Raw genomic sequence first — 21,975 nt, forward strand, 5'->3', positions numbered from 1 at the left:
GGGGAAGACCGGACAATGGGGGGAGGAGGACGTCCGGTCTTTGATCGCCAGGGAAAAATGGGAGGAGGAAACCCCGGCGATAACTTGTTTGAGCAATTGAATGCTCTGGAAACCATAAGGACCGCGCGGTTATGAGGTCGCGATCCTGAAAGAAGGCTGGTGCCTTCTGGTGGCGCTTTTCCCGCTGATTAGCGAGCAGCAGCCTTGCGTGCGACGAACGGAATTTCCGAAGGCAGGATGCCGAGGTCGTTCAGTTCACGTGGGCTCAGGCGGCTCAGTTCGTTTACGGTTGTACGGTAACGGCGCCAGTTGTTGTACGAGCGGATCAGGTTCATTTCTCTCACCTAGTAAAATCTATCTCTCTGTGTTGCAAACAGCATATAGGCTTGTGCGTTCTGAAAAAGGAGAGCCAGATTTGCATAGCTGATGTGCAATTAAGCTTGGAGATTGCATGTTTTTTACGCAGATCGGTCATTATGTTATCACAATTGCCGTTCTCCATGGCCAAATCACCATTTTTGAGAGTCTGAACGGCCTCCATCGCTATCATTTTCCGCATAGCTAGTGAAAACCTCCGATTTATACATGCATGATGGCCAATCCTCGGGTGGTTGGCGAGGCGGCTCAAGTTTTGTCGCAAAAGTTCTGGAATTTGTCGGTTGAAGACCACAATTCTACATGACTCCCAAAGCGGATTGAGCTAAGGGATTTGTGTCGGGTGCCGAAGCATGCGTTTTACAAATGCTTTTTCACTGTCTGTCTGCGGGAGAGCGCCAATTGGCCGCCGAAGGGGAAATCGCCCGAAATCTCTCAGGTACAAGGAACCGCAGACGGGTAAGACAACTCTGGAAAGTCGGGGGAAACTCCGCGCCGAAGGTGTAAGTATAGCGCTTTGCTATGCGAGTCTCTCAGGCCTGAGACAGAGGGGCACGAAGCTACCGCATTTTGCGGAAGGCACACGTGCGACTCTGGAGTTGTTATGGGCGATACCGCACATTTGAATACCCTGCCTTTGCAGGATTTGCATGAACAGGCTGGCGCGCGCTTCGGCGGCTTTGCAGGCTGGAACATGCCGATCACCTATCCGCTGGGCGTTATGAAGGAGCATCTTCATACGCGTGACCATGCGGGCCTTTTTGACATTTCCCACATGAAGCTGGTCGAAGTCTCCGGCAGCGATGCTGCGGCACTTCTGGCGGAAACCTGCCCGCTCGATCCGACGGTGCTGAAGACCGGCCAGTCGAAATATACTTTCTTCCTCAATGACAAGGGCGGCATTCTCGACGATCTCATCGTCACGCGCCTCGGCGAAGACCGCTTCATGGTCGTCGCCAATGCAGGCAATGCCGATGCCGACATTGAGCATCTGAATGAAGCCGCATCCGGCAAGCAGGTCACGGTCAATCCGCTCGACCGCGTATTCCTCGCCATTCAGGGCCCGGAAGCCGAAAGTGTTATCGTCGATGCCGGTCTTGCCGGCGCTGCTGATCTCGCCTTCATGAGCGGCTTTGAGCCCAAGCAGGGCTGGTTCATGACCCGCTCGGGTTATACTGGCGAAGACGGTTTTGAAATCGGCCTGCCTGCCGATGAGGCGCGTGCGCTGGCAACCAAGCTTCTCGCCGACGAACGTGTTGCGTGGATCGGCCTTGCCGCCCGCGACAGCTTGCGCCTTGAAGCCGGGCTTTGCCTGCACGGTCAGGACATTACGCCCGAAACCGACCCGGTTTCCGCTGGTCTGACCTGGGCCATCACCAAGCCTGTGCGCGAGAAGGCTGCCTTCAACGGCGCCAAGCCAGTGCTGGATACTATTGCCAAGGGTGCGAGCGCCAAGCGCGTCGGCCTCAAGCCGGAAGGTCGCCAGCCGGTACGCGGCGGCGCAGACCTGTTCGATGAAAGCGGCCGCCAGATCGGCACGGTCACATCGGGCGGTTTCGGTCCTTCCGCCGGTTTCCCGGTTGCCATGGGTTATGTCGAGGCCAGCCTCGCTACACCCGGCACACGTGTTTTCGCTGACGTTCGCGGCAACAAGGTTCCCGTTGACGTTTCGGCGCTTCCCTTCACACCGCATCGCTATCGCAAAGGATAATTTCCATGGCCAAAATCCTGTTCACCGAAGATCACGAGTGGATCAGCGTCGAAAACGGCGTCGCCACTGTCGGCATTACGATCCACGCACAGGAACAGCTGGGCGACCTCGTTTTCGTCGAGCTGCCGGAAGTCGGCCGCACCGCCTCCAAGGGGGAGGGCATCGTGGTTGTGGAATCGGTCAAGGCCGCTTCCGACGTTTATGCGCCGGTTGACGGCGAAGTGGTGGAAGTCAACGAAGCCGTATCGTCCGATCCGGCTCTGATCAATCAGGCTGCCGAAGGCGATGGCTGGCTGTTCAAGCTGAAGCTTTCGGATGAAGGCCAGCTTTCCGGTCTCCTCGACAAGGCCGGTTACGACGCACTGGTAGGATAAAGCGATGACCCAGCAGGTTCTTCCCTTTGTTGCCCGTCATATCGGGCCAAGAGTTGAAGACGAGCGCGCCATGCTGGCCGCGCTCGGCCTTCCTTCGATGGAAACCCTCATCACGCAGGCTGTTCCGGCATCCATTCGCCTCAACCGCGCGCTCGATCTGCCAGCGCCCTTGAGCGAACTTGCGGCACTGGCCGAACTGAATGAAATCATGGGCCGCAACGTGGTGAAGAAGAGCTTCATCGGTACGGGCTATCATGGTGTGCACACGCCGCCGGTGATCCAGCGCAACCTGTTTGAAAATCCGGCCTGGTACACGGCTTATACGCCGTACCAGTCGGAAATCAGCCAGGGTCGTCTGGAACTGCTGTTCCACTTCCAGACGCTTGTTGCCGAACTGACCGGCTTGCCGGTGGCTTGCGCTTCGCTGCTCGATGAAGCAACCGCTGTTGCGGAAGCCGTGGGCGTTGCCTGCCGTCATCATCGCGACAAGCGCAGCCGTGTGCTTCTGGCTGGCGATCTGCATCCGCAGACCGTCGATGTCGTCAATACGCGCGCCGAGCCGCTCGGCTGGCTGGTTGAAGCTGGCAGCACGGTCGATGACAACACCGCTGCAGTCGTCGTGCCGTGGCCGGATACCAAGGGCGTTTATGGTGACTTCTCCGGCGTTATTGCCGATGCAAAAGCCAAGGGCGCGCTGGTTATCGCCGTTGCCGATCCGCTGGCGCTGACCATCATGGAAGCCCCTGCCAAGTGGGGTGCGGACATGGCTGTCGGTTCCATGCAGCGTTACGGCGTGCCGATGGGTTTTGGCGGCCCACATGCCGCTTATCTCGCTGTGTCCGAGCTGCTCACCCGCATCATTCCGGGCCGCATTGTCGGCCAGTCGGTCGATGCACATGGCCGCGCGGCCTATCGTCTGGCGCTGCAGACCCGCGAACAGCATATCCGTCGCGACAAGGCGACTTCGAATATCTGCACCGCGCAGGCGCTGCTCGCCAATATGGCGGTGTCCTATGCCATCTGGCATGGTCCGGCTGGCTTGCAGGCAATTGCAACGCGCATTGCCGGTCTTGCTGCCCGCTTCGCCGCTGGCCTCAAGGCCGCTGGCGTCGAAATTGCCGGTGACAGCCTGTTCGATACGGTTTCGGTCAAGGTGGCTGGCAAGGCTGCGAAGATCGCCGACGAAGCCGACAAGGGCGGTCGTCTGCTGCGTATTATCGATGCTGACACGGTTGGCGTGACTTTTGATGAAACCTCGACCGAAGACGATCTGGCTGCACTGGCTGTTCTGTTCGGCGCGAAGGCTGTCGAAGGCGATGCGGTTCTCGTTCCGGGCGACGCGCGCGGTGAGGGCTTCCTGACGCAGGATGTATTCCATTCGCACCGTTCGGAAACCGAGATGATGCGTTTCCTGCGTCGTCTGGCCGACAAGGATCTGGCGCTTGACCGCGCAATGATCCCGCTCGGTTCCTGCACTATGAAGCTCAATGCGGCGGCAGAAATGATGCCGGTGAGCTGGAACACGGTGGCCAATCTGCATCCCTTCGCACCTGCGGCACAGACCGAAGGCTATGCGAAGATGACGGCTGATGTCGAAGCATGGCTTTGCGAAATCACCGGCTTTGCAGGTGTTTCGCTGCAGCCGAATGCAGGCAGCCAGGGCGAATATGCCGGTCTTTTGGCCATTCGCCACTATCACCAGTCGCGTGGCGAAGGTCATCGCAACATCTGCCTGATCCCGTCGTCTGCGCATGGCACCAATCCGGCCAGCGCCTCGATGGCAGGCATGAGCGTTGTCGTGGTCAATTGCCGTCCGGATGGCGATATCGATATCGACGATCTCAAGGCCAAGGCCGAGAAGCATCGCGATAATCTCGCCGCCTTCATGATCACCTATCCGTCGACCTATGGCGTGTTCGAAGAAGGCATCAAGGCTTTCTGCGAAATCGTCCATGACAATGGTGGTCAGGTCTATTTCGACGGCGCAAACCTCAATGCGCTTGTTGGCCTTGCGCGCCCTTGTGATATCGGCGCCGATGTCTGCCACATGAACCTGCACAAGACCTTCTGCATTCCGCATGGCGGCGGTGGTCCAGGTGTCGGTCCGATTGGCGTAGCAAAGCATCTGGTGCCTTATCTGCCGGGTCATGTCGACCTCGGTTCCAAGCACGCTGTTTCGGCTGCACCGTTCGGCAGCGCGTCCATTCTGGTCATCACGTGGATGTATATCCGCATGATGGGTGGCGCGGGTCTGAAAAAGGCGACTGAAGCCGCGATCCTCAACGCCAACTATATCGCGCATCGTTTGAAGGACGCTTATCCGATCCTTTACACAGGCGCGCATGATCGCGTGGCGCATGAGTGCATCGTGGATACGCGTGTTCTGAAAGATAGCGCGGGCGTGACCGTGGAAGACGTGGCCAAGCGCCTCATCGACTATGGTTTCCATGCGCCGACCATGTCGTGGCCGGTCGCTGGTACGCTGATGATCGAGCCGACGGAATCCGAGCCGAAGTCGGAAATCGATCGTCTTTGCGATGCGATGATTGCCATTGCAGGCGAAGCGAAGAAGATTGCCGATGGCGTTTGGCCGCAGGATGACAATCCGCTCGCCAATGCACCGCATACGGCAGGCGATACGCTGGCCAGCGAATGGATGCATCCTTACACCCGGGAGGAAGCGGTTTTCCCGGCGATTGCCCTCGGTGGCGAATTCGACGCGACGGCAAAATACTGGCCGCCAGTCAGCCGCGTGGACAATGTCGGCGGCGACAGAAACCTCATCTGCTCTTGCCCACCAGTTGCAGCCTATGGTTGATTGCCGGTCTGGCCATTGAAAATGCAAAAGCGCCGCGGAAACGCGGCGCTTTTTTAATGGCAATATCTTTATTGTAACTTGGGATTTCGCGTGCGGTGCGAGTTGGCGCATATATTCAACGTGTTGAATGATGTATAATATCGATCATACGGAGAATTTGTGAAGTTTATTGTCTCGATAGCGTTGGCCTCTTTTACTTATACTGGATTTGCCTCAATTGAATCGCAAGCTGAAGTCTCGCCCAATGAGCCTGATGCTGCAGCACAATGTTGGTGGGAGGGTGCGCCTCCTAAACGTTGTTGCATAGACTCTTATGGAAATCATACATGCTGACCGTGTCGTAGCGGTTTGGGGGTAGGCTGATGATTGAGCCGACGGAATCCGAATACCGGCCGCCGGTCAGCCGTGTGGACAATGTCGGCGGCGGCAGAAACCTCATCTGCTCCTGCTCAACAGGCGCAGCCTATAGTTGATATAAATTTGGCTTAACTAAAAAAGGCTTCTCCGAAGTGTGGCGCCTTTCTGTGTAGTAATATAATTATTTGTTATTGGGATTTTACAAAAATGATAATTTTTAACATTAATACGCATGTATTCTATTAATGAGTACTTTAAAAATGGAGAAGTATATATGAATAAAGTTGCTCTCGCATTCACTATTACTTCAATCCTCACGGGATTTGCTGCATCGGCTGCTCGAGCGGACGACCCTAAGAACTGTTATGTTAAATTAGACAAGCAAGTAATCTGCTGCCTCGATCAGTATGGAACGCCAATATGTAAGCCGATTCCCGCAAGAAAATAGGATGGAATAAAGTCTATTGTATGCGGAAGCTCTACTTCGGTGGAGCTTCTTTTTATTGGGCGCTACAGAAATCTGGGCAAAAAAAGAGCCGGACTAAGAAGTCCGGCTTAGTTATGAAGGTGCCACTTGGGCAAACCTCCAGAGGGGAACACTTACCGCGCGCAATGGGAGGAGGCACAGCGGTAAGTAACCCCGATATGGATCAGTTAGCCCCATTGTTCAACCCCTTAGTCGCTTTTTTTTGACGATTTCGGAAGATTACGAAGTTTTTCACCCGTTTATGGTCGCGGCTAACGATGCAAACATGGGTTGTGTTTCATTTCGGATCAGGTTGCGATTGCTAAAATACAAAACCTTTTCCGTAGGATAGCCCATGAGTCTGGGTGGATCAAACGTCCGTATTTTGTCAGGCTTGCCTTATTTGCTCCCATAAACGCATGAAATCATTAGAATAATTCTAAAACATTCCTATCGTAGTCATGTTCATTTGTCTTGCAGTGGGCGCGAGCTACTTATAAAAGGTGACCAACCGTCGGCACTTAAATCGAGCGCGATTTTTTGTAAGCACGATGCGTGGATTGAAAAGTTAAGTGCGTGCTTTGTGCGCCCGGCCGGTCGTGCAGCGCACTCATTGAAGAAGGCTTAGGCTGATCGAGAACTTGCCCGAGAACTGATTAAAGGGGCGGGCCGGTTTCTTTGTCTGTTTGGATAGATCGAAATGCTCGTACCGTTTCTCATCATGTTCCGCGAAGGCGTGGAAGCAGCGCTGATCGTTGGTATCATCGCGAGCTATCTACATCAGACGGGACGCAGCGCCTGGATGCCGGTTGTCTGGATCGGCATTCTGCTGGCACTTGCCATGTCACTCACGGTCGGCGCGATCCTGCAAATTCTGAGCGCGGAGTTTCCGCAAAAGGCGCAGGAGCTTTTTGAGGCCACCATCGGATTGATCGCCGTTTTCGTGCTGACCTCGATGGTGTTCTGGATGCGCAAGGCCGCACGGTCGATCAAGGCCGAGCTGCACCATTCCATCGATGCGGCTTTCGAAACGCCGACGCATAAAGGCGTCGGCCTTATCCTGATGGTGTTTTTCGCGGTTGCTCGCGAGGGGTTAGAGTCGGTCTTCTTCCTGCTGGCTGCGTTCCAGCAAAGCGAAGGACCAGCAGCACCGCTTGGCGCTTTGTTGGGCGTGCTGCTTGCCGCCGCTGTTGGTTATTGCATCTACAAGGGCGGGTTGAGGCTCAATCTGCGCCGTTTCTTCCGCTGGACTGGCGTTTTCATCCTGATCATCGCCGCTGGTATTCTGGCCAATTCGGTGATGGCACTGCATGAAGCTGGTCTGTGGAACCATTTCCAGACGGTCGTCTTTGATGCGAGCGATGTTCTGCCGCTCGACAGCACGCTTGGTTCGGTTCTGGCTGGCATCTTCGGCTACATCGCCACGCCGACCGTGAGCGAAGTCGTGGCCTATGTTGCCTTCCTTGTTCCAGCCCTCATTCTTTTCCTGATGCCGTCGTCTGCGCCCGTTCAGGGTGCGCAGGCCAAGCATAGCGCCTAGTCAACGAGATTTTCATGACGAACCCAAAAGCCACCGAACCGTTTTCCCGCAATCTGGTTCGCATCGGACTGGTGCTGGCCGTGCTGCTGCTCGTGGCTGCGGGCGCAGCCTTCTATTACGCATCACGCGTTTCGGACAAGGCGCGCCATGCGGATACCGAAGGCAAAATTCAGGTGGCGATCAATGCGAAAAGCTGCGAGCCGAACGAATTGACCGTTCCCGCTGGCCGCTCGGTGTTCGAGATCATCAACAAGTCTGACCGTACCGTCGAATGGGAAATCCTCGATGGCGTCATGGTGCTGGAAGAGCGCGAGAACATTGCGCCGGGTTTCAAGCAGACCATTACGGCAAAGCTTGCTCCCGGCGAATATCAGATTACCTGCGGCCTGCTGTCCAATCCGCGCGGCAAACTGACGGTGACGCCATCCGCCGCAAGCGATGCCGAAAAGGGCAACAAGCTGCCGCTAACCGCCTTCATCGGCGCGCTGGCGGAATATCAGATCTATCTGGCAACCGAAGTGGCGGAATTCCAGAAGGCGACTGGCGATCTGTCGGCTGCCGTTGCCAGCGGCAATCTGGAAACCGCGCAGGCCGCCTATGGTCCGGCCCGCGCTGCCTATGCCCGTATTGCGCCTGTTTCGGAAGCGTTCTCCGATCTCGATACGGCCATCAATGCCCGTGCGGATTATTTCGAAAAGCGTGAGCAAGACCCTGCCTTCGGCGGCCTGCATCGTATCGAATATGGCCTGTTCGAGCAGAAATTAGCCGACGGACTGGCCCCTATCGCGGACAAGCTGGCACAGGATGCCGGTGCATTGAAGGAGCGTATTCGCGCCCTGCGTATTTCACCGGATCGTATGCTCGCAGGCACCGCATCGGCGCTTGATCGCTTCGCCTCCACGGCAGGCGATACGGGCGAAGACCGCTATGCCCATACCGACCTGCAAGCCTTTGCCGGTCTCATCGAAGGTGCGGCCAAGACGGCTGATGTATTGCGTCCCATCGTGGACAAGGTCGATGCGAAGGCATTTGAAGGCATCGACAAGGAACTGGCTGCGGTGAAGGCTCTGTTGAGCGCCAATGCCGAAGGCAATGGTTTCAAGGCCTACGACAATCTCTCGTCTGATGAAAAGGCGAAGATCAAGGACGGCGCAGCTTCGCTCGCCGCCCAATTCTCTAAACTCCGCGATCAATTGGGAGTGGATTAATGACCAAGAAATTTTTGAAAACTGATAATCCTGTTTCACCTTCACGCCGCGCATTGCTGCTTGGCGCCGGGGCAACCGGCGTTGCCGGCGTCGTGGCGGGCGTGTTGAACCCGCAACCGGCTCATGCGCTGTCTTCCGACAGCGTGACCAATGCGCCGGAAAGCGACAAAATTCACGAAAGCCAGCCTTTCCATGGCGTTCACCAGCCGGGCATTGTCAATGCACGCCCGGCGGCCGGTCTGGTTGCGGCCTTCGACGTTCTGGCGCGGGATCGCGGTGAACTCGAACGCATGTTCAAACTCTTGACCGAGCGCGCTGCCTTTCTGATGAAGGGCGGCGAGCCGCAGCAGCTTGATGCGAAGTTTCCCCCATCGGATTCGGGCATTCTCGGCCCGACCGTGACGCCGGATAATCTGACCGTGACGATTGCGCTCGGCCACTCGTTATTCGATGACCGGTTTGGTCTGAAGCCGATGAAACCACAACAGCTTCAGCGCATGACCGGCTTTCCCAACGATGCCTTGCAGAAAGACATCTGCCACGGCGATCTGATGATCCAGTTCTGTTCCAATACGCCGGACACTAATATTCATGCGCTGCGCGATATCATGAAGAACATGCCGGACTTGCTGATGGTGCGCTGGAAGCAGGAAGGCACTGTGCCGGTCCAGCCGCCACATTCGCCGAAAGCCAAGGAAAGCGCACGCAATTTCCTCGGTTTCCGCGATGGTTCGGCCAATCCGGATGCGTCCGACAAGAAGCTGATGCAGCAGGTCGTCTGGGTGCAGAAGGAAAGCGACGAGCCCGATTGGGCTGCCAATGGCAGCTATGTCGCGGTGCGCATCATCCGCAATATGGTGGAGCGCTGGGATCGCACGCCGTTGCAGGAGCAGGAGACGATTTTCGGTCGTCGCAAGGATAGCGGCGCGCCGTTCGACGGCAAGACGGAAGCCGATGTGCCGGATTACGCCAAGGATCATGAAGGTAAGGTCACGCCGATGGATTCACATATCCGTCTGGCCAATCCGCGCGATGCCATGGCGCATGAGAACCTGATCCTGCGCCGTCCTTTCAATTATTCGAACGGCGTCACCAAGTCGGGCCAGCTCGATATGGGGCTTCTGTTCATCGCCTATCAGGCCAATCTCGAAAAAGGTTTCATCACCGTCCAGAACCGCCTCAATGGCGAGCCGCTGGAAGAATATATCAAGCCCATCGGCGGCGGATATTTCTTCGCGCTGCCGGGTGTGAAGGACGATCAGGACTATTACGCACGTGGATTGCTTGCGGCGAGCGGGCCGCAAAACGCCCGCGGGTGAGGTGGAGGCATTTCCCAACTGCCCCAAGCTGTTTGGTGAAATGCATAAACAAGATGACAGAGCGTTTTGAACGGTTGAGGCCGCAGCGCTCTGTCGATCATCATGGAGAGGCTAAACATGAAGTATCGTCTGCCATTATTAGCATCGGCTTGCGCCGTCGCGCTCTCGCTCAGCTTCGGTGCTGCCAAGGCCGAGGTTTCGCCGCTGGATCTCGTCCAGCCGATTGCCGACTACAAGGTCTATGTGCAGGAGCACCTCGACATTCTCGTGAAGGATACCAAGGCTTTCACGGATGCGATCAAGGCTGGCGATCTGGCGAAGGCCAAGGAACTCTATCCGTCTTCACGCGTCTCTTATGAAAAGATCGAGCCGATTGCCGAGCTTTTCGCCGATCTCGATGCATCCATCGACAGCCGCGCTGACGATCATGAAAATGGCGAGAAGTCAGACGACTTTACCGGTTTCCACCGCCTTGAATATGGTCTGTTCGCACAGAACACGACCGATGGCCTGGCTCCTTTTGCCGACAAGCTTTATGCCGACGTTCTGGAACTCCAGAAGCGCGTCAAGGATCTGACCGTTCCGCCTGAGAAGGTCGTGGGTGGTGCAGCCGCGCTCATGGAAGAAGTGGCCGCTGGCAAGATTTCCGGTGAAGAAGACCGTTACAGCCACACCGACCTTTGGGATTTCAAGGCCAATGTCGATGGCGCGCAGAAGATTGTCGAGCTGTTCAAGCCGCTGATCGAGAAGGAAAATCCTGATCTGATCAAGAAGGTTGAAGCTAACTTCAAGACCGTCGACGATATTCTTGCCAAGTACAAGAAGGGCGACGGCTATGAGACCTATGACAAGCTGTCGGAAGACGACCGCAAGGCTCTTGCCGGTCCGGTGACCACGCTGGCAGAAGACCTGTCCACGCTGCGCGGCACGCTCGGCCTGAACTAATCAGTTCCAGCACTGGAAAATGGAAATGGCGGGCATTGCCCGCCATTTTTTTAGATTGCGCCGGGATAGACTCTCACCGGCCGATTATCCTTGACGGATTCCATCACCACGAAGGTCGATGTGCTTGCCACATTGGGCAGGCTGGAAATCTTTTCGCCCAGCACTTCACGGTAGCGACGAATATTGGGCGTTCGCACTTTCAGAAGATAATCGAATGAACTTGCGATCATGTGGCACTCTTCAACCTCGCGTATCTTGCGAACGGCAGTGTTGAAAGCATTGAGCGCCGCCTCGCGCGTATCGGACAGTTTGACGGTCGTGAAGGCGATGTGGTCGATACCCAGTTTTTCAGGATCGATCGCCGCGCGAAAGCCCAGAATATAGCCCTCATCGACCAGTCTTTTCAGTCGTGCCTGACAAGGCGTCTTGGAAAGACCGACCTTTTTCGACAGCTCGGTGACCGGAATTCTGCCGTCTTCGCTCAGGACTTCCAGAATGCGCCGGTCGAACTGATCCAGATCGTCTACAGACTCTATTTTTCGCATTCATTTTGCCTTTATAGATCGCAATAATAAGATCGATTTTCCTTTATATGGTTCAAATCAAGGCAGAATGCAATTTGCGCCGATGATAGTGTGCACCCAAATAAAACAGAGGTAAACTGGGCGCTACGCCCGGGCCTGTTCTCTTTTGCGAGCCTTGCACCATGACTGATAAAATTCCTGCTTCCACAAATCCGGTTTTCCAGAATTTTGCGCCGCCGATCCGCGAGCAGAGCGCTCTGCGTCAGATCATTACGAGCGCTTATCGCCGTTCGGAAGCGGAATGTGTGACGGCTCTGGTTGAGCAGGCGACACTTCCGGAAGAAACCCGCAAGTCTGTTCGCGCCACGGCCCGCAAACTGATCGAGGCGCTGCGCGCTAAGCACAAGGGCACCGGCGTTGAAGGTCTGGTGCATGAATATTCGCTGTCGAGCCAGGAAGGCGTGGCGCTGATGTGCCTTGCCGAAGCGCTGCTGCGCATTCCGGACATGGCAACCCGCGACGCGCTCATCCGCGACAAGATCTCCAATGGCGACTGGAAGTCCCATATTGGCGGCGGTCGGTCGCTGTTCGTCAATGCGGCAACCTGGGGCCTCGTCGTTACCGGCAAGCTCACCAACACCGTCAATGATCGCGGCCTTTCGGCTGCGCTGACGCGCCTTATCGCCCGCTGCGGCGAGCCGGTCATCCGTCGTGGCGTCGATATGGCCATGCGCATGATGGGCGAGCAGTTCGTTACCGGCGAAACCATCGACGAAGCGCTGAAGCGCGCCAAGCCGCTGGAAGAGCGCGGCTTCCGTTATTCCTACGATATGCTGGGTGAAGCCGCGACCACCGCTGCCGACGCCGAGCGTTATTACAAGGATTATGAAACCGCCATTCATGCCATTGGCCGCGCTTCCGCCGGTCGCGGTATTTATGACGGCCCGGGCATTTCCATCAAACTTTCCGCGCTGCATCCGCGCTATGTCCGCTCGCAGAGCGAACGCGTCATGGGTGAATTGCTGCCGAAGGTGAAGGCGCTTGCGGCCATTGCCAAGTCCTACAATATCGGTCTGAACATCGATGCCGAAGAAGCCGACCGTCTGGAGCTGTCGCTCGATCTGTTGCAGAGCCTGATCGAAGATCCGGATCTGGCCGATTGGGAAGGCATAGGCTTCGTGGTGCAGGCCTATGGCAAGCGCTGCCCGTTCGTGCTCGATTTCATCATCGATCTGGCTCGGAGTAACAAGCGCCGCGTCATGGTTCGTCTGGTGAAGGGCGCTTATTGGGACGCTGAAATCAAGCGCGCGCAGGTGGACGGTCTGGAAGACTTCCCGGTCTATACCCGCAAGGTGCACACCGACGTGTCCTACATCGCCTGCGCCCGCAAGCTGCTGGCGGCGACCGATGCTGTCTTCCCGCAGTTTGCGACGCACAATGCGCAGACGCTGGCGACGATCTATCACATTGCCGGACAGGATTTCAAAACCGGCCAGTTCGAATTCCAGTGCCTGCACGGCATGGGCGAACCGCTTTATGACGAAGTTGTCGGCCCGTCCAAGCTTGGCCGTCCGGCCCGTATTTATGCGCCTGTTGGTACGCATGAAACGCTGCTGGCCTATCTGGTGCGCCGTCTGCTCGAAAACGGCGCAAACTCGTCCTTCGTCAACCGCATTGGCGATGAAAACGTGTCGGTTGATGAACTCGTTGCCGATCCGGTCGAGGTCGTGCGCTCCATGGCTGTCGTCGGTGCGCGCCATGACCAGATTGCGCTGCCGGAAGGCCTCTATGGCGCTCGCCAGAATTCTGCGGGTTTCGACCTGTCCAACGAAGTGACGCTCGATGCGCTGAGCAAAAAGCTTGAAGCAACGGCAGATCGCAACTGGACATCCGAGCCGCAGGTTGCAGGCACCATGGTCAAAGGCGCAAGCCGTCCGGTACTCAACCCGGGTGATCGCGAAGATGTTGTCGGCACGGTTACTGAAATCGATGCCTCCGACGTTGCCAAGGCCATGGCTGTTGCGAAGACGGCGACTGCAAGCTGGTCGGCTGTTGCACCTGCTGAGCGTGCCGCTTGCCTTGATCGCGCTGCCGACATTATGCAGCGCGACATGCCGGAACTGCTCGGCCTTGTGATGCGCGAAGCGGGCAAGTCCATGCCGAACGCCATTGCAGAAGTGCGCGAAGCCATCGACTTCCTGCGTTATTACGCCGAACAGACGCGTCGCACTTTTGGCGTTGCCCATAAGGCATTGGGTCCAATTGTCTGCATCAGCCCGTGGAACTTCCCGCTCGCCATCTTCACCGGTCAGATTGCTGCAGCACTTGTCGCTGGCAACCCGGTGCTGGCGAAGCCTGCCGAAGAAACGCCTCTGATTGCCGCGCAGGGCGTGCGCATCCTGCATGAAGCCGGTATTCCGGCTGATGCGCTTCAGCTTCTGCCGGGCGACGGCCGTATTGGTGCAGCGCTGGTTGCAGCGCCGGAAACCTGTGGCGTGATGTTCACCGGCTCGACCGAAGTTGCGCGTCTCATTCAGGCCCAGCTTGCGTCGCGTCTGCTGCCGAATGGCAAGCCGATCCCGCTGATCGCCGAAACCGGCGGCCAGAACGCGATGATCGTCGATTCTTCGGCACTTGCAGAACAGGTCGTCTTCGACGTTATCGCTTCCGCTTTCGACAGCGCCGGTCAGCGTTGCTCGGCGCTGCGTGTGCTCTGCCTTCAGGAAGATGTGGCCGACCGTATTCTGGCCATGCTGAAGGGTGCGCTGCGCGAATTGTCCATCGGACGCACCGACAAGCTGAAGGTCGATATTGGTCCGGTCATCACTGATGAAGCCAAGGATATCATCGAAAAGCACATTCAGGGCATGCGTGAGCTTGGCCGCAAGGTTGAACAGCTTCCGCTTGGACCAGAAACGGCCAAGGGCACCTATGTTGCACCGACCATCATCGAAATCGAAACACTGCGCGACCTGAAGCGTGAAGTGTTCGGCCCGGTTCTGCATGTGGTTCGCTACAAGCGCGACGACATGGAGCGCCTGATCGACGATATCAACGCGACGGGCTACGGCCTGACTTTCGGTCTGCATACGCGTCTTGACGAAACGATCGCCAATGTCGCCGACCGTATCCGCGTCGGTAACGTCTATATCAACCGCAACGTCATCGGTGCGATTGTCGGCGTGCAGCCATTTGGCGGGCGTGGCCTGTCCGGCACCGGCCCGAAGGCGGGTGGTCCGCTCTATCTCGGACGGTTGGTCGATACGGCGCCGATCCCGCCGCGTCACAGCTCGGTTCACACCGATGCTGCGCTCAAGGATTTCGCAAAGTGGCTCGGCCAGCGCGGCATGAATGATCTGGCGCAGGCTGCGCGTGAGACGGGGAGCGTTTCGGCACTTGGTCTCGATATCGAGCTGCCGGGTCCGGTCGGCGAACGCAACCTCTATGCGCTGCATCCGCGTGGCCGCATTCTGCTGGTGCCGCAGACCGAAATCGGTCTCTATCGCCAGCTGACGGCAGTGCTTGCTACCGGTAACACGGCTGCAATCGATGCGGCTTCCGGCTTGCAGGCAAGCCTGAAGGACCTTCCGGCCAGTGTCGTTGCCCGTATCAGCTGGAGCAAGGACTGGCAGGCAGATGCGCCTTTCGCCGGTGCACTTGTGGAAGGCGACAGCGCACGCATTCTTGAGGTCAACCAGAAGATCGCAGGGCTGCCGGGACCGTTGGTTCTGACGCAGGCGGCATCGACGGAAGAACTGGCCGCAAAGGATGACGCTTACTGCCTCAACTGGCTGTTGGAAGAGGTATCGACTTCGATCAACACGACGGCTGCGGGCGGCAATGCCAGCCTGATGGCAATTGGCTGATCACACTCTGTTTACATGTTTGGAAAAGGCGGCTTCAGGGCCGCCTTTTTCATAAACTTGTCATCCATGAGGGATAGCGCAACAAAGATTTGTTCGTTTGGTTCTCACTGGAAAGTAGTCATGACATTGCAATCTCGACAGAATCTTGAAGCGCGGCTGGCGCTTGCACAGACGCTCGCGCAGGAAGCGGGCACGAAGGCGCTGGATTATTTCAATCGCCGCGAGACGCTGGTGATCGAAACCAAGGGCGACTTGCAGGATGTGGTGTCTATCGCAGATCGTGATGTCGAGCAGCTTATTCGTGCCCGGGTCTCGGAAGCCTTTGCCGATGACGGATTTCTCGGTGAAGAGTTCGGGCTGAATGCGGGATCGTCCGGTTATACCTGGGTGGTCGATCCCATTGATGGGACCAGCCCCTTCGTCAACGGCATGCCGAGCTGGTGCGTTTCCATTGCTGTTCTCAAGGATGGTGAACCCGTTGTCGGTGTCATTTATGCGCCATGCTTCGACGAGCTTTATGTATCAGCCGAAGGGCAGGGCGCGACCCTCAACGGCAAGACGCTGACGCTCGATCCGTCGCGCACCGTTCGCAATGCGGTTACCGGTATTGGCGCAAACCATCACGTCACCCCGCAGACGATTGCGAAGATCGTTGAGAACCTGCTTGAAGCAGGTGGCACGTTCATTCGCAACGGTTCTGGCGCGCTGATGATTGCCTATGTGGCAGCGGGGCGTCTTGTTGGTTATTACGAGCCCTATATGCGCGCGTGGGACTGCATGGCGGGCATCTGCCTTGTGCGCGAGGCTGGTGGCTATACCCATCCTTTTCCGACCGATGGTGAAAACCTCACCAAGGGAAACAAGGTCTTCGTTGGGGGTCCCGGCGCGGTGGATGATCTGAAGCAAGTCGCTGGATTATAAAAGAAAGCCCCGGATTTCCGGGGCTTTTTCTATGGATTGTCACGTTGGAAAATCCAGTCATGGTCTGGATGATTCTTGAAGCGCCATTTGCGCAATGGTCCGGCCATGACATTGAGATAATACATCTCGTAGCCATAAGGTGAACCGCAGGGGTGATGCCCTTTCGGGACCAGCACGACGTCACCGTCTGAAACGGCCATTGTCTCATCAAGGCTGCCGTCTTCGGTAAAGACGCGCTGGATGCCGTAACCCTGCGCCGGATTGAGCCGGTGATAATAGGTTTCCTCCAGATAGGTCATATCCGGATAATTGTCCTCGTCATGCCGATGCGGGGGGTAGGACGACCAGTTGCCCTGTGGCGTGAACACTTCCGTCACCAGCAGGCTGTCGGCAACGTCACGGCCTTCCATCGCAATATTGTGGATGTAGCGCGTGTTGGCGCCCTTGCCGCGTTGCTCCAGCGTCAGGCCTTCGGGGCCAAGTTTCTGCGCTTTGCGTCCGGGCTTGCCCGGCGCAGTGCAAACGGCCAGAACGCAATCGGTCGTCGCCATTGCGATCCAGTCGCTTTCCGCCGGAACATAGACGCAGTGCGGTGGCAGCTTGTCGAAAACGCTCATGCGTTCGCCCATATCGCCAAAATCCTCGCCTGATGCGGTAATTCTGGCCTTGCCTTCCACCAGAACCAGAATGACCTCGGTGGCGTCGGTCCGCTCGGAGACGGTGTCGCCCGGCTTCAGCCGGTAGAGACCGAAACCGACATAGCCCCATTCGGCGCTTTCCGGTGTGATGTCGTGGACTTTGCCATGCGCGCCCTGCGGCTTGCGTAACAGATTGGCCATGTCTCAGTCTCCCTTGTCGAGTCCTGCTTCTCTGGCGAATGCTTTCAGCGATTTCAGCCCAAGCGTCTGATATTCGAACGGGTTGCGAATATCCGGGTCTTGTTCGGCTTCGATGACGAGCCAGCCCTGATAACCATGTTCGGCGGCTTGCTTGAGAACGGGTACGAAATCGACCGCGCCTTCCTTGTCGCCGGGGACCGTGAACACGCCACGACGCACCCCTTCAAGGAAGGAAAGGCTCTGGTCGCTGACTTCGGTCGCGATCGCCGGGCGAACATTCTTGGCGTGGATATGGCCGACACGCGCCATGTGCTTTTTCGCTGCGCGCTCAGGATCGCCACCGCCAAACAGGCAATGCCCGGTATCGAGCAGGAGTTTCGTCGCCGGACCGGTATGTTGCATCAGCAAGTCGATCTCGTCCTCGCTCTGCACGATCGTGCCCATATGGTGGTGATAGACGAGCGCGATCCCCTGTTCAGCCGCATGGGCGGCGAGCGCTTCGACGCCTGCGCCGAACGCGGCCCAACGGGCCTCTTCCAGCACAGGGCGCTCGGAAAGCGGCTTATCATTGTCACCATGAATGGCGTTGGAGGTTTCGCAGACGATGATCACCCTCGAGCCCATGGCTTTCAGAAGATCGAGCGCTGGCTGCATCGCGGCCTTCTCGTCTTCGACCGAATTGACGAGCAGGTTCAGCGAGTGCCAGCCTGAGACATAGTGCAATCCGCGCAGCTCCAATACAGCCTTGAGTGCTTGCGGTTCCTGCGGGAATTTATGGCCCTTTTCTATGCCGTCGAAGCCGATTTTCGCAGCTTCATCAAGGCATTGATCCAGCGTGATATGCGCGCCAAGGCTGCGATCGTCATCATTGGACCAGGCAATGGGATTGGTGCCGTAAAGGATCATCGGTCAGTTTCTTTCCTTGAGCTGGGCTTCATAGTCACGGCGGGCTGCGCGCACCTGTTCGCGCTCCGATACTTCCGGCACCGCGACATCCCACCACCAACCGCCGGTGTCGGGCGTTGGATAGGGATCGGTATCGATGACGATCACGCTTGTGCGCAGGCTTTCGCGCGTTTCGGCAAGAGCAGCTTCCAGCTCCTTGATCGAGGTAACCTTGCGCGTGTCAGCCCCCATGGCGCGGGCATGTGCGGCAAAGTCGATCTGCGACGGGTTCACATGGGCCGAATGGTCGAGCAGATTGTTGAACTCCGCGCCACCTGTGGCCATTTGCAGCCGGTTGATGCAGCCAAAGCCCCGATTGTCGGTCAGGACAACGGTGATTTTCTGGCCAAGCATCACGGCAGTGGCGAGTTCGGAATTCGCCATCATATAGGAGCCATCGCCAACCATGACGATGACATCGCGATCCGGCTCCGCCATCTTGATGCCAAGGCCGCCCGCGATTTCATAGCCCATGCAGGAGAAGCCATATTCCATGTGATAGGACATGGCGCGCCCGGCTTTCCAGAGCTGGTGCAACTCGCCCGGCATCGTGCCGGCTGCGCACATGACAACGGTATTGTCACGTGACTGGCGCTGCACGGCACCGATGACCTGCATGTCGGTGGGCAGTGCATTGCCTTCCGCCGGTGCAGCGGTAATCCGGTCCGCATCGGCAAACCATTTGTCTTTCAGGCGCGTGTCGACCGGCTGGCGCTTGTAACCAGAAAGCCCAGGGTTAAGCGCTTGCAACCCGATCCGCGCATCCGCCACCAAAGGCAATGCACTGTGCTTGGATCCGTCATAGGGCTGGACGTTGAGCGACAGCAGTTTCCGGCCGGGATGCTTGAACAGCGCCCATGAGCCGGTGGTGAAATCCTGAAAGCGGGTGCCGACGCCGATCACCAGATCCGCTTCTGCGGCAACGGCGTTGGCACTATCGGCACCCGTTACGCCGACGGGGCCAAAGTTGAGCGTATGATCCCATGGCAACGCGGATTTGCCAGCCTGTGTTTCGATGACGGGAATGCCGTGCGTTTCGGCAAATTGTTTCAAAGCCTCGTGTGCGCCGGAATAATGCACCCCACCGCCTGCGACGATCACAGGCTTGGTCGCGCTCTTTATAGCCGCGATGGCGGTTGCCAGCTCCAGCTCATCGGGTGGAGGGCGACGCCAATGCCAGACTTTGGGCGCAAAGAATTCCAGCGGCCAGTCATAGGCTTCCGTTTGAACATCCTGACAAAAAGCGAGCGTCACCGGGCCGCAATCGGCCGGGTCGGTCATGGTGCGGAAGGCGCGGGGCAAGGCGGTAAGAAGCTGTTCCGGCCGGGTGATGCGGTCGAAATAGCGGCTTACCGGGCGGAAACAGTCATTGACGGTCATGGTGCCGTCGCCGAAATCCTCGATCTGCTGCAGCACAGGATCAGGGCCGCGATTGGCGAAGACATCGCCCGGAATAAGCAGAACGGGCAGGCGGTTCACATGGGCGAGCGCCGCAGCCGTCACCATATTCGTCGCGCCGGGGCCGATGGAGGATGTGACGGCGCAGGCGCGTTTGCGACCAAGCTGCTTGGTATAGGCGATGGCCGCATGGGCCATGGTCTGCTCGTTATGGCCGCGCCATGTCGGCAGTTGCTCGCGGATGCCGTAAAGCGCTTCGCCCAGCCCCGCCACATTGCCATGACCGAAAATGGCCCAGACGCCTGCGATGAATGTGTCGCCTTCCGGCGTCATCTGGTTCGCGAGATAACGCACCAGCGCTTGCGCGGCGGTCAGTCGAACGGTTGTCATGTTTCCTCCCGACATATGAATCAGTGTCTGCGCACTTTGTCCCAGACATCGCACAGGTTTTTGTAGCGCGCGACCATTTCGGCAATGGCCTCATCATCGCTGATCTTGCCGTTCAGCCATTTGCGCGCTGCGTCACCGAAGATGGTTCTGCCGACGGCAAAGCCTTTCACAAGATCGAAGCCTGCCGCAATTCCGAGGCTCGATTCCAGTTCCTCTGCAGGCGCATCAAGCCCAAGAACGACAATACCACGGGTGTATGGATCGTTGCGGGTGATGGCTTCACAGGCATTGGCCCAGGCCGCCTTGGTCTTCATAGGCTCCAGCTTCCACCAGTCGGGATAGACGCCGATATCATAGAAGCGCTGAATGACACGCGCAGTGGTCTCGTCATCGACGGGGCCTGCCTTGGACGGAATGATCTCCAGCAGGAATTCCAGCCGGTTGCGTCGCGCCGCCGTGAAAAGCCGTTTGACGGTGTCTTCCTGTTCAGCCTTCATGTCTGCGGTATCGTCCGGGTGGTAGAAGCACAGGAGCTTCACCACATGCTCGACCGGCCATTCCACAAGCCCGCCGCAATCTGCTCCAAGGTCCGGTTCAAGCTTCAGCGGGCGCGATCCCGGCCATTCGGTGGGTCGCCCGATCCAGAGGCCGGAACCAGCCGCACGATAGAGCGCATCCCGGCCCAGCCTGCCGTCGCACAGGATGCCATAGCCGCCGCTTCCACCGGATACCTGCAAGGCGGCATCGAGGCACAACCGTTTGAACTCACCGATCCTGGCACTGTCCACGCCAGCCTCGATAGCCATCTCTTCCAGCTGGATGCGATGATCGAAAGCGAAGACCCGCATATGCGGCCAGTCACCATTGCGGTTGGTGGACCAGTGCACCTGCTCCAGTTGCGCGTCCTTGCGAAGCGCCTGATTGCGAATGCCGGTGCGGAAGAAATATTGCATCTCTTCCCAGCTTGGATAAGCGGGCGTGCAGCCATGCCGGGAGACGGCGAAAGCGCCGCAGGCATTGGCGAATTTCAGGCTGGTCGGCCAGTCTTCGCCTTTCAGCCAGCCGCGCAACAGGCCGGACATGAAGCCGTCGCCTGCGCCCAACACATTGAAAACGTCGATAGGAAAGCCTTCTCCGCTCTGTCCTTTGTCGAGATCGTCCGGAATATCGCCTTCGAAAACAACCGCGCCCATCGGCCCGCGTTTGCAGACGAGGACAGCATCGGTGATCTTGCGAACAGCATTGAGGGCTACCAGCGTATCGGTCGAGCCGCCTGCAATGTGAAACTCTTCTTCCGTGCCGACGATGAGATCGAAAAGCGGCAGGCTCGATTGCAGCTTGGCAGTGACGGCAACCGACTCGATAAAACGGTTTTCGCCATCGCCGTGCCCCGACAGACCCCAGAGATTGGGACGAAAGTCGATATCAAGCGCAGTACGGCTGCCATTCTGACGCGCAAGACGCAGCGCCTTGATGACCGCTGCTTCTGTGCGGGGATGCGACAGGTGAGTGCCGGTTGCGAGAACACATCCGGCTTCAGCGATGAAATCCGGGTCGATATCGTCTTCGCAGAGCGCCATGTCGGCGCAGTTCTCGCGATAGAAGATGAGCGGGAAATGCTGCTGGTCACGGATGCCGAGAATGACGAGTGCCGTCAGACGCTGCGGATCGGTGACGATGCCGCGCGTGTCGACACCTTCCCGTTCCAGCTCGCGCAGCAGGAAACGGCCCATATGTTCATCGCCAACCCGCGTAATCAGCGCGGATTTGAGGCCGAGCCGGGCGGTTCCTGTCGCTATATTGGTCGGTGAGCCGCCGACATATTTGTTGAAGGAAGCCATATCTTCGAGAAGGCCGCCGATCTGCGCGCCATAGAGGTCCACCGAAGACCGGCCAATCGTTATCAAGTCGAGCGGCTTCTCCATGAAATGCGCTTCCTCCCTCGGCACCTCTTATGATGACCGCAATGCGATTCTGTG

15 protein-coding genes and 1 riboswitch are annotated in these 21,975 nt (G+C 57.6%); of the genes, 9 read left to right on the top strand and 6 right to left on the bottom strand.

What is annotated here, in order from left to right:
- Positions 1 to 188: 188 nt before the first annotated feature.
- Positions 189 to 335, bottom strand: a complete 147-nt coding sequence (locus FHW00_RS02790; RefSeq protein ID WP_078336788.1) for a DUF1127 domain-containing protein — start codon at positions 333 to 335, stop codon at positions 189 to 191.
- Positions 336 to 753: 418 nt separating this feature from the next.
- Positions 754 to 837, top strand: a riboswitch (glycine riboswitch).
- A 142-nt stretch (positions 838 to 979) separates the two neighbouring features.
- On the opposite strand from FHW00_RS02790, the gene gcvT reads away from it, so the two are divergent.
- The 7 genes from gcvT to efeO (FHW00_RS02825) all read left to right on the top strand — a co-directional run bounded on the left by gcvT (position 980) and on the right by efeO (FHW00_RS02825) (position 11,113).
- Positions 980 to 2,086, top strand: a complete 1,107-nt coding sequence (gene gcvT, locus FHW00_RS02795; RefSeq protein WP_078336789.1) for a glycine cleavage system aminomethyltransferase GcvT — start codon at positions 980 to 982, stop codon at positions 2,084 to 2,086.
- A 5-nt stretch (positions 2,087 to 2,091) separates the two neighbouring features.
- On the top strand, positions 2,092 to 2,460 hold the full coding sequence (gene gcvH, locus FHW00_RS02800; RefSeq protein ID WP_078336790.1) for a glycine cleavage system protein GcvH: 369 nt from the start codon (positions 2,092 to 2,094) through the stop codon (positions 2,458 to 2,460).
- A gap of 4 nt (positions 2,461 to 2,464) precedes the next feature.
- Entirely contained in the window at positions 2,465 to 5,278 is a 2,814-nt protein-coding gene (gcvP, locus tag FHW00_RS02805; protein WP_078336791.1) for an aminomethyl-transferring glycine dehydrogenase, read from the top strand.
- A 1,523-nt stretch (positions 5,279 to 6,801) separates the two neighbouring features.
- Positions 6,802 to 7,641, top strand: coding sequence for an iron uptake transporter permease EfeU (gene efeU / locus FHW00_RS02810; RefSeq protein ID WP_078336793.1), 840 nt, complete (start codon positions 6,802 to 6,804; stop codon positions 7,639 to 7,641).
- Positions 7,642 to 7,655: 14 nt separating this feature from the next.
- A complete protein-coding gene (gene efeO, locus FHW00_RS02815; protein ID WP_078336794.1) occupies positions 7,656 to 8,849 on the top strand; it encodes an iron uptake system protein EfeO in 1,194 nt (397 codons plus the stop codon).
- The gene (gene efeB / locus FHW00_RS02820; protein WP_078336795.1) at positions 8,849 to 10,168 is read left to right on the top strand and encodes an iron uptake transporter deferrochelatase/peroxidase subunit; all 1,320 of its coding nucleotides are present in this window, start codon (positions 8,849 to 8,851) and stop codon (positions 10,166 to 10,168) included. Before efeO (FHW00_RS02815) ends, efeB begins: the two co-directional genes overlap by 1 nt.
- Positions 10,169 to 10,285: 117 nt before the next feature.
- The gene (efeO, locus tag FHW00_RS02825; protein WP_078336796.1) at positions 10,286 to 11,113 is read left to right on the top strand and encodes an iron uptake system protein EfeO; all 828 of its coding nucleotides are present in this window, start codon (positions 10,286 to 10,288) and stop codon (positions 11,111 to 11,113) included.
- Between the two features lie 50 nt (positions 11,114 to 11,163).
- Here efeO (FHW00_RS02825) and FHW00_RS02830 read toward each other — a convergent pair whose 3' ends face one another.
- The gene (locus FHW00_RS02830; RefSeq protein WP_078336797.1) at positions 11,164 to 11,658 is read right to left on the bottom strand and encodes an Lrp/AsnC family transcriptional regulator; all 495 of its coding nucleotides are present in this window, start codon (positions 11,656 to 11,658) and stop codon (positions 11,164 to 11,166) included.
- A gap of 161 nt (positions 11,659 to 11,819) precedes the next feature.
- Here FHW00_RS02830 and putA point away from each other — a divergent pair, with 161 nt between their 5' ends.
- Both putA and FHW00_RS02840 read left to right on the top strand, forming a co-directional pair.
- Positions 11,820 to 15,503, top strand: coding sequence for a trifunctional transcriptional regulator/proline dehydrogenase/L-glutamate gamma-semialdehyde dehydrogenase (gene putA / locus FHW00_RS02835; protein WP_078336798.1), 3,684 nt, complete (start codon positions 11,820 to 11,822; stop codon positions 15,501 to 15,503).
- A 120-nt stretch (positions 15,504 to 15,623) separates the two neighbouring features.
- Entirely contained in the window at positions 15,624 to 16,424 is an 801-nt protein-coding gene (locus FHW00_RS02840) for an inositol monophosphatase family protein (RefSeq protein WP_078336799.1), read from the top strand.
- A 29-nt stretch (positions 16,425 to 16,453) separates the two neighbouring features.
- Here the strand turns inward: FHW00_RS02840 and iolB are convergent, their stop codons facing one another.
- The 4 genes from iolB to FHW00_RS02860 are packed head-to-tail and all read right to left on the bottom strand — an operon-like array spanning position 16,454 to position 21,921.
- Complete coding sequence (gene iolB / locus FHW00_RS02845) at positions 16,454 to 17,263, bottom strand: 5-deoxy-glucuronate isomerase (RefSeq protein ID WP_078336800.1); 810 nt, start codon at positions 17,261 to 17,263, stop codon at positions 16,454 to 16,456.
- A 3-nt stretch (positions 17,264 to 17,266) separates the two neighbouring features.
- Positions 17,267 to 18,169 (bottom strand): myo-inosose-2 dehydratase, encoded by a 903-nt coding sequence (gene iolE, locus FHW00_RS02850; RefSeq protein ID WP_078336801.1) that lies wholly within the window; start codon positions 18,167 to 18,169, stop codon positions 17,267 to 17,269.
- A 3-nt stretch (positions 18,170 to 18,172) separates the two neighbouring features.
- Positions 18,173 to 19,996, bottom strand: coding sequence for a 3D-(3,5/4)-trihydroxycyclohexane-1,2-dione acylhydrolase (decyclizing) (gene iolD, locus FHW00_RS02855; protein ID WP_078336802.1), 1,824 nt, complete (start codon positions 19,994 to 19,996; stop codon positions 18,173 to 18,175).
- Positions 19,997 to 20,016: 20 nt separating this feature from the next.
- Positions 20,017 to 21,921, bottom strand: coding sequence for a bifunctional 5-dehydro-2-deoxygluconokinase/5-dehydro-2-deoxyphosphogluconate aldolase (locus tag FHW00_RS02860; RefSeq protein ID WP_078336803.1), 1,905 nt, complete (start codon positions 21,919 to 21,921; stop codon positions 20,017 to 20,019).
- Between the last annotated feature and the right edge of the window lie 54 nt (positions 21,922 to 21,975).

Origin of the sequence: Ochrobactrum sp. P6BSIII, assembly GCF_014138065.1 — a bacterium.
Lineage (GTDB): Bacteria > Pseudomonadota > Alphaproteobacteria > Rhizobiales > Rhizobiaceae > Brucella.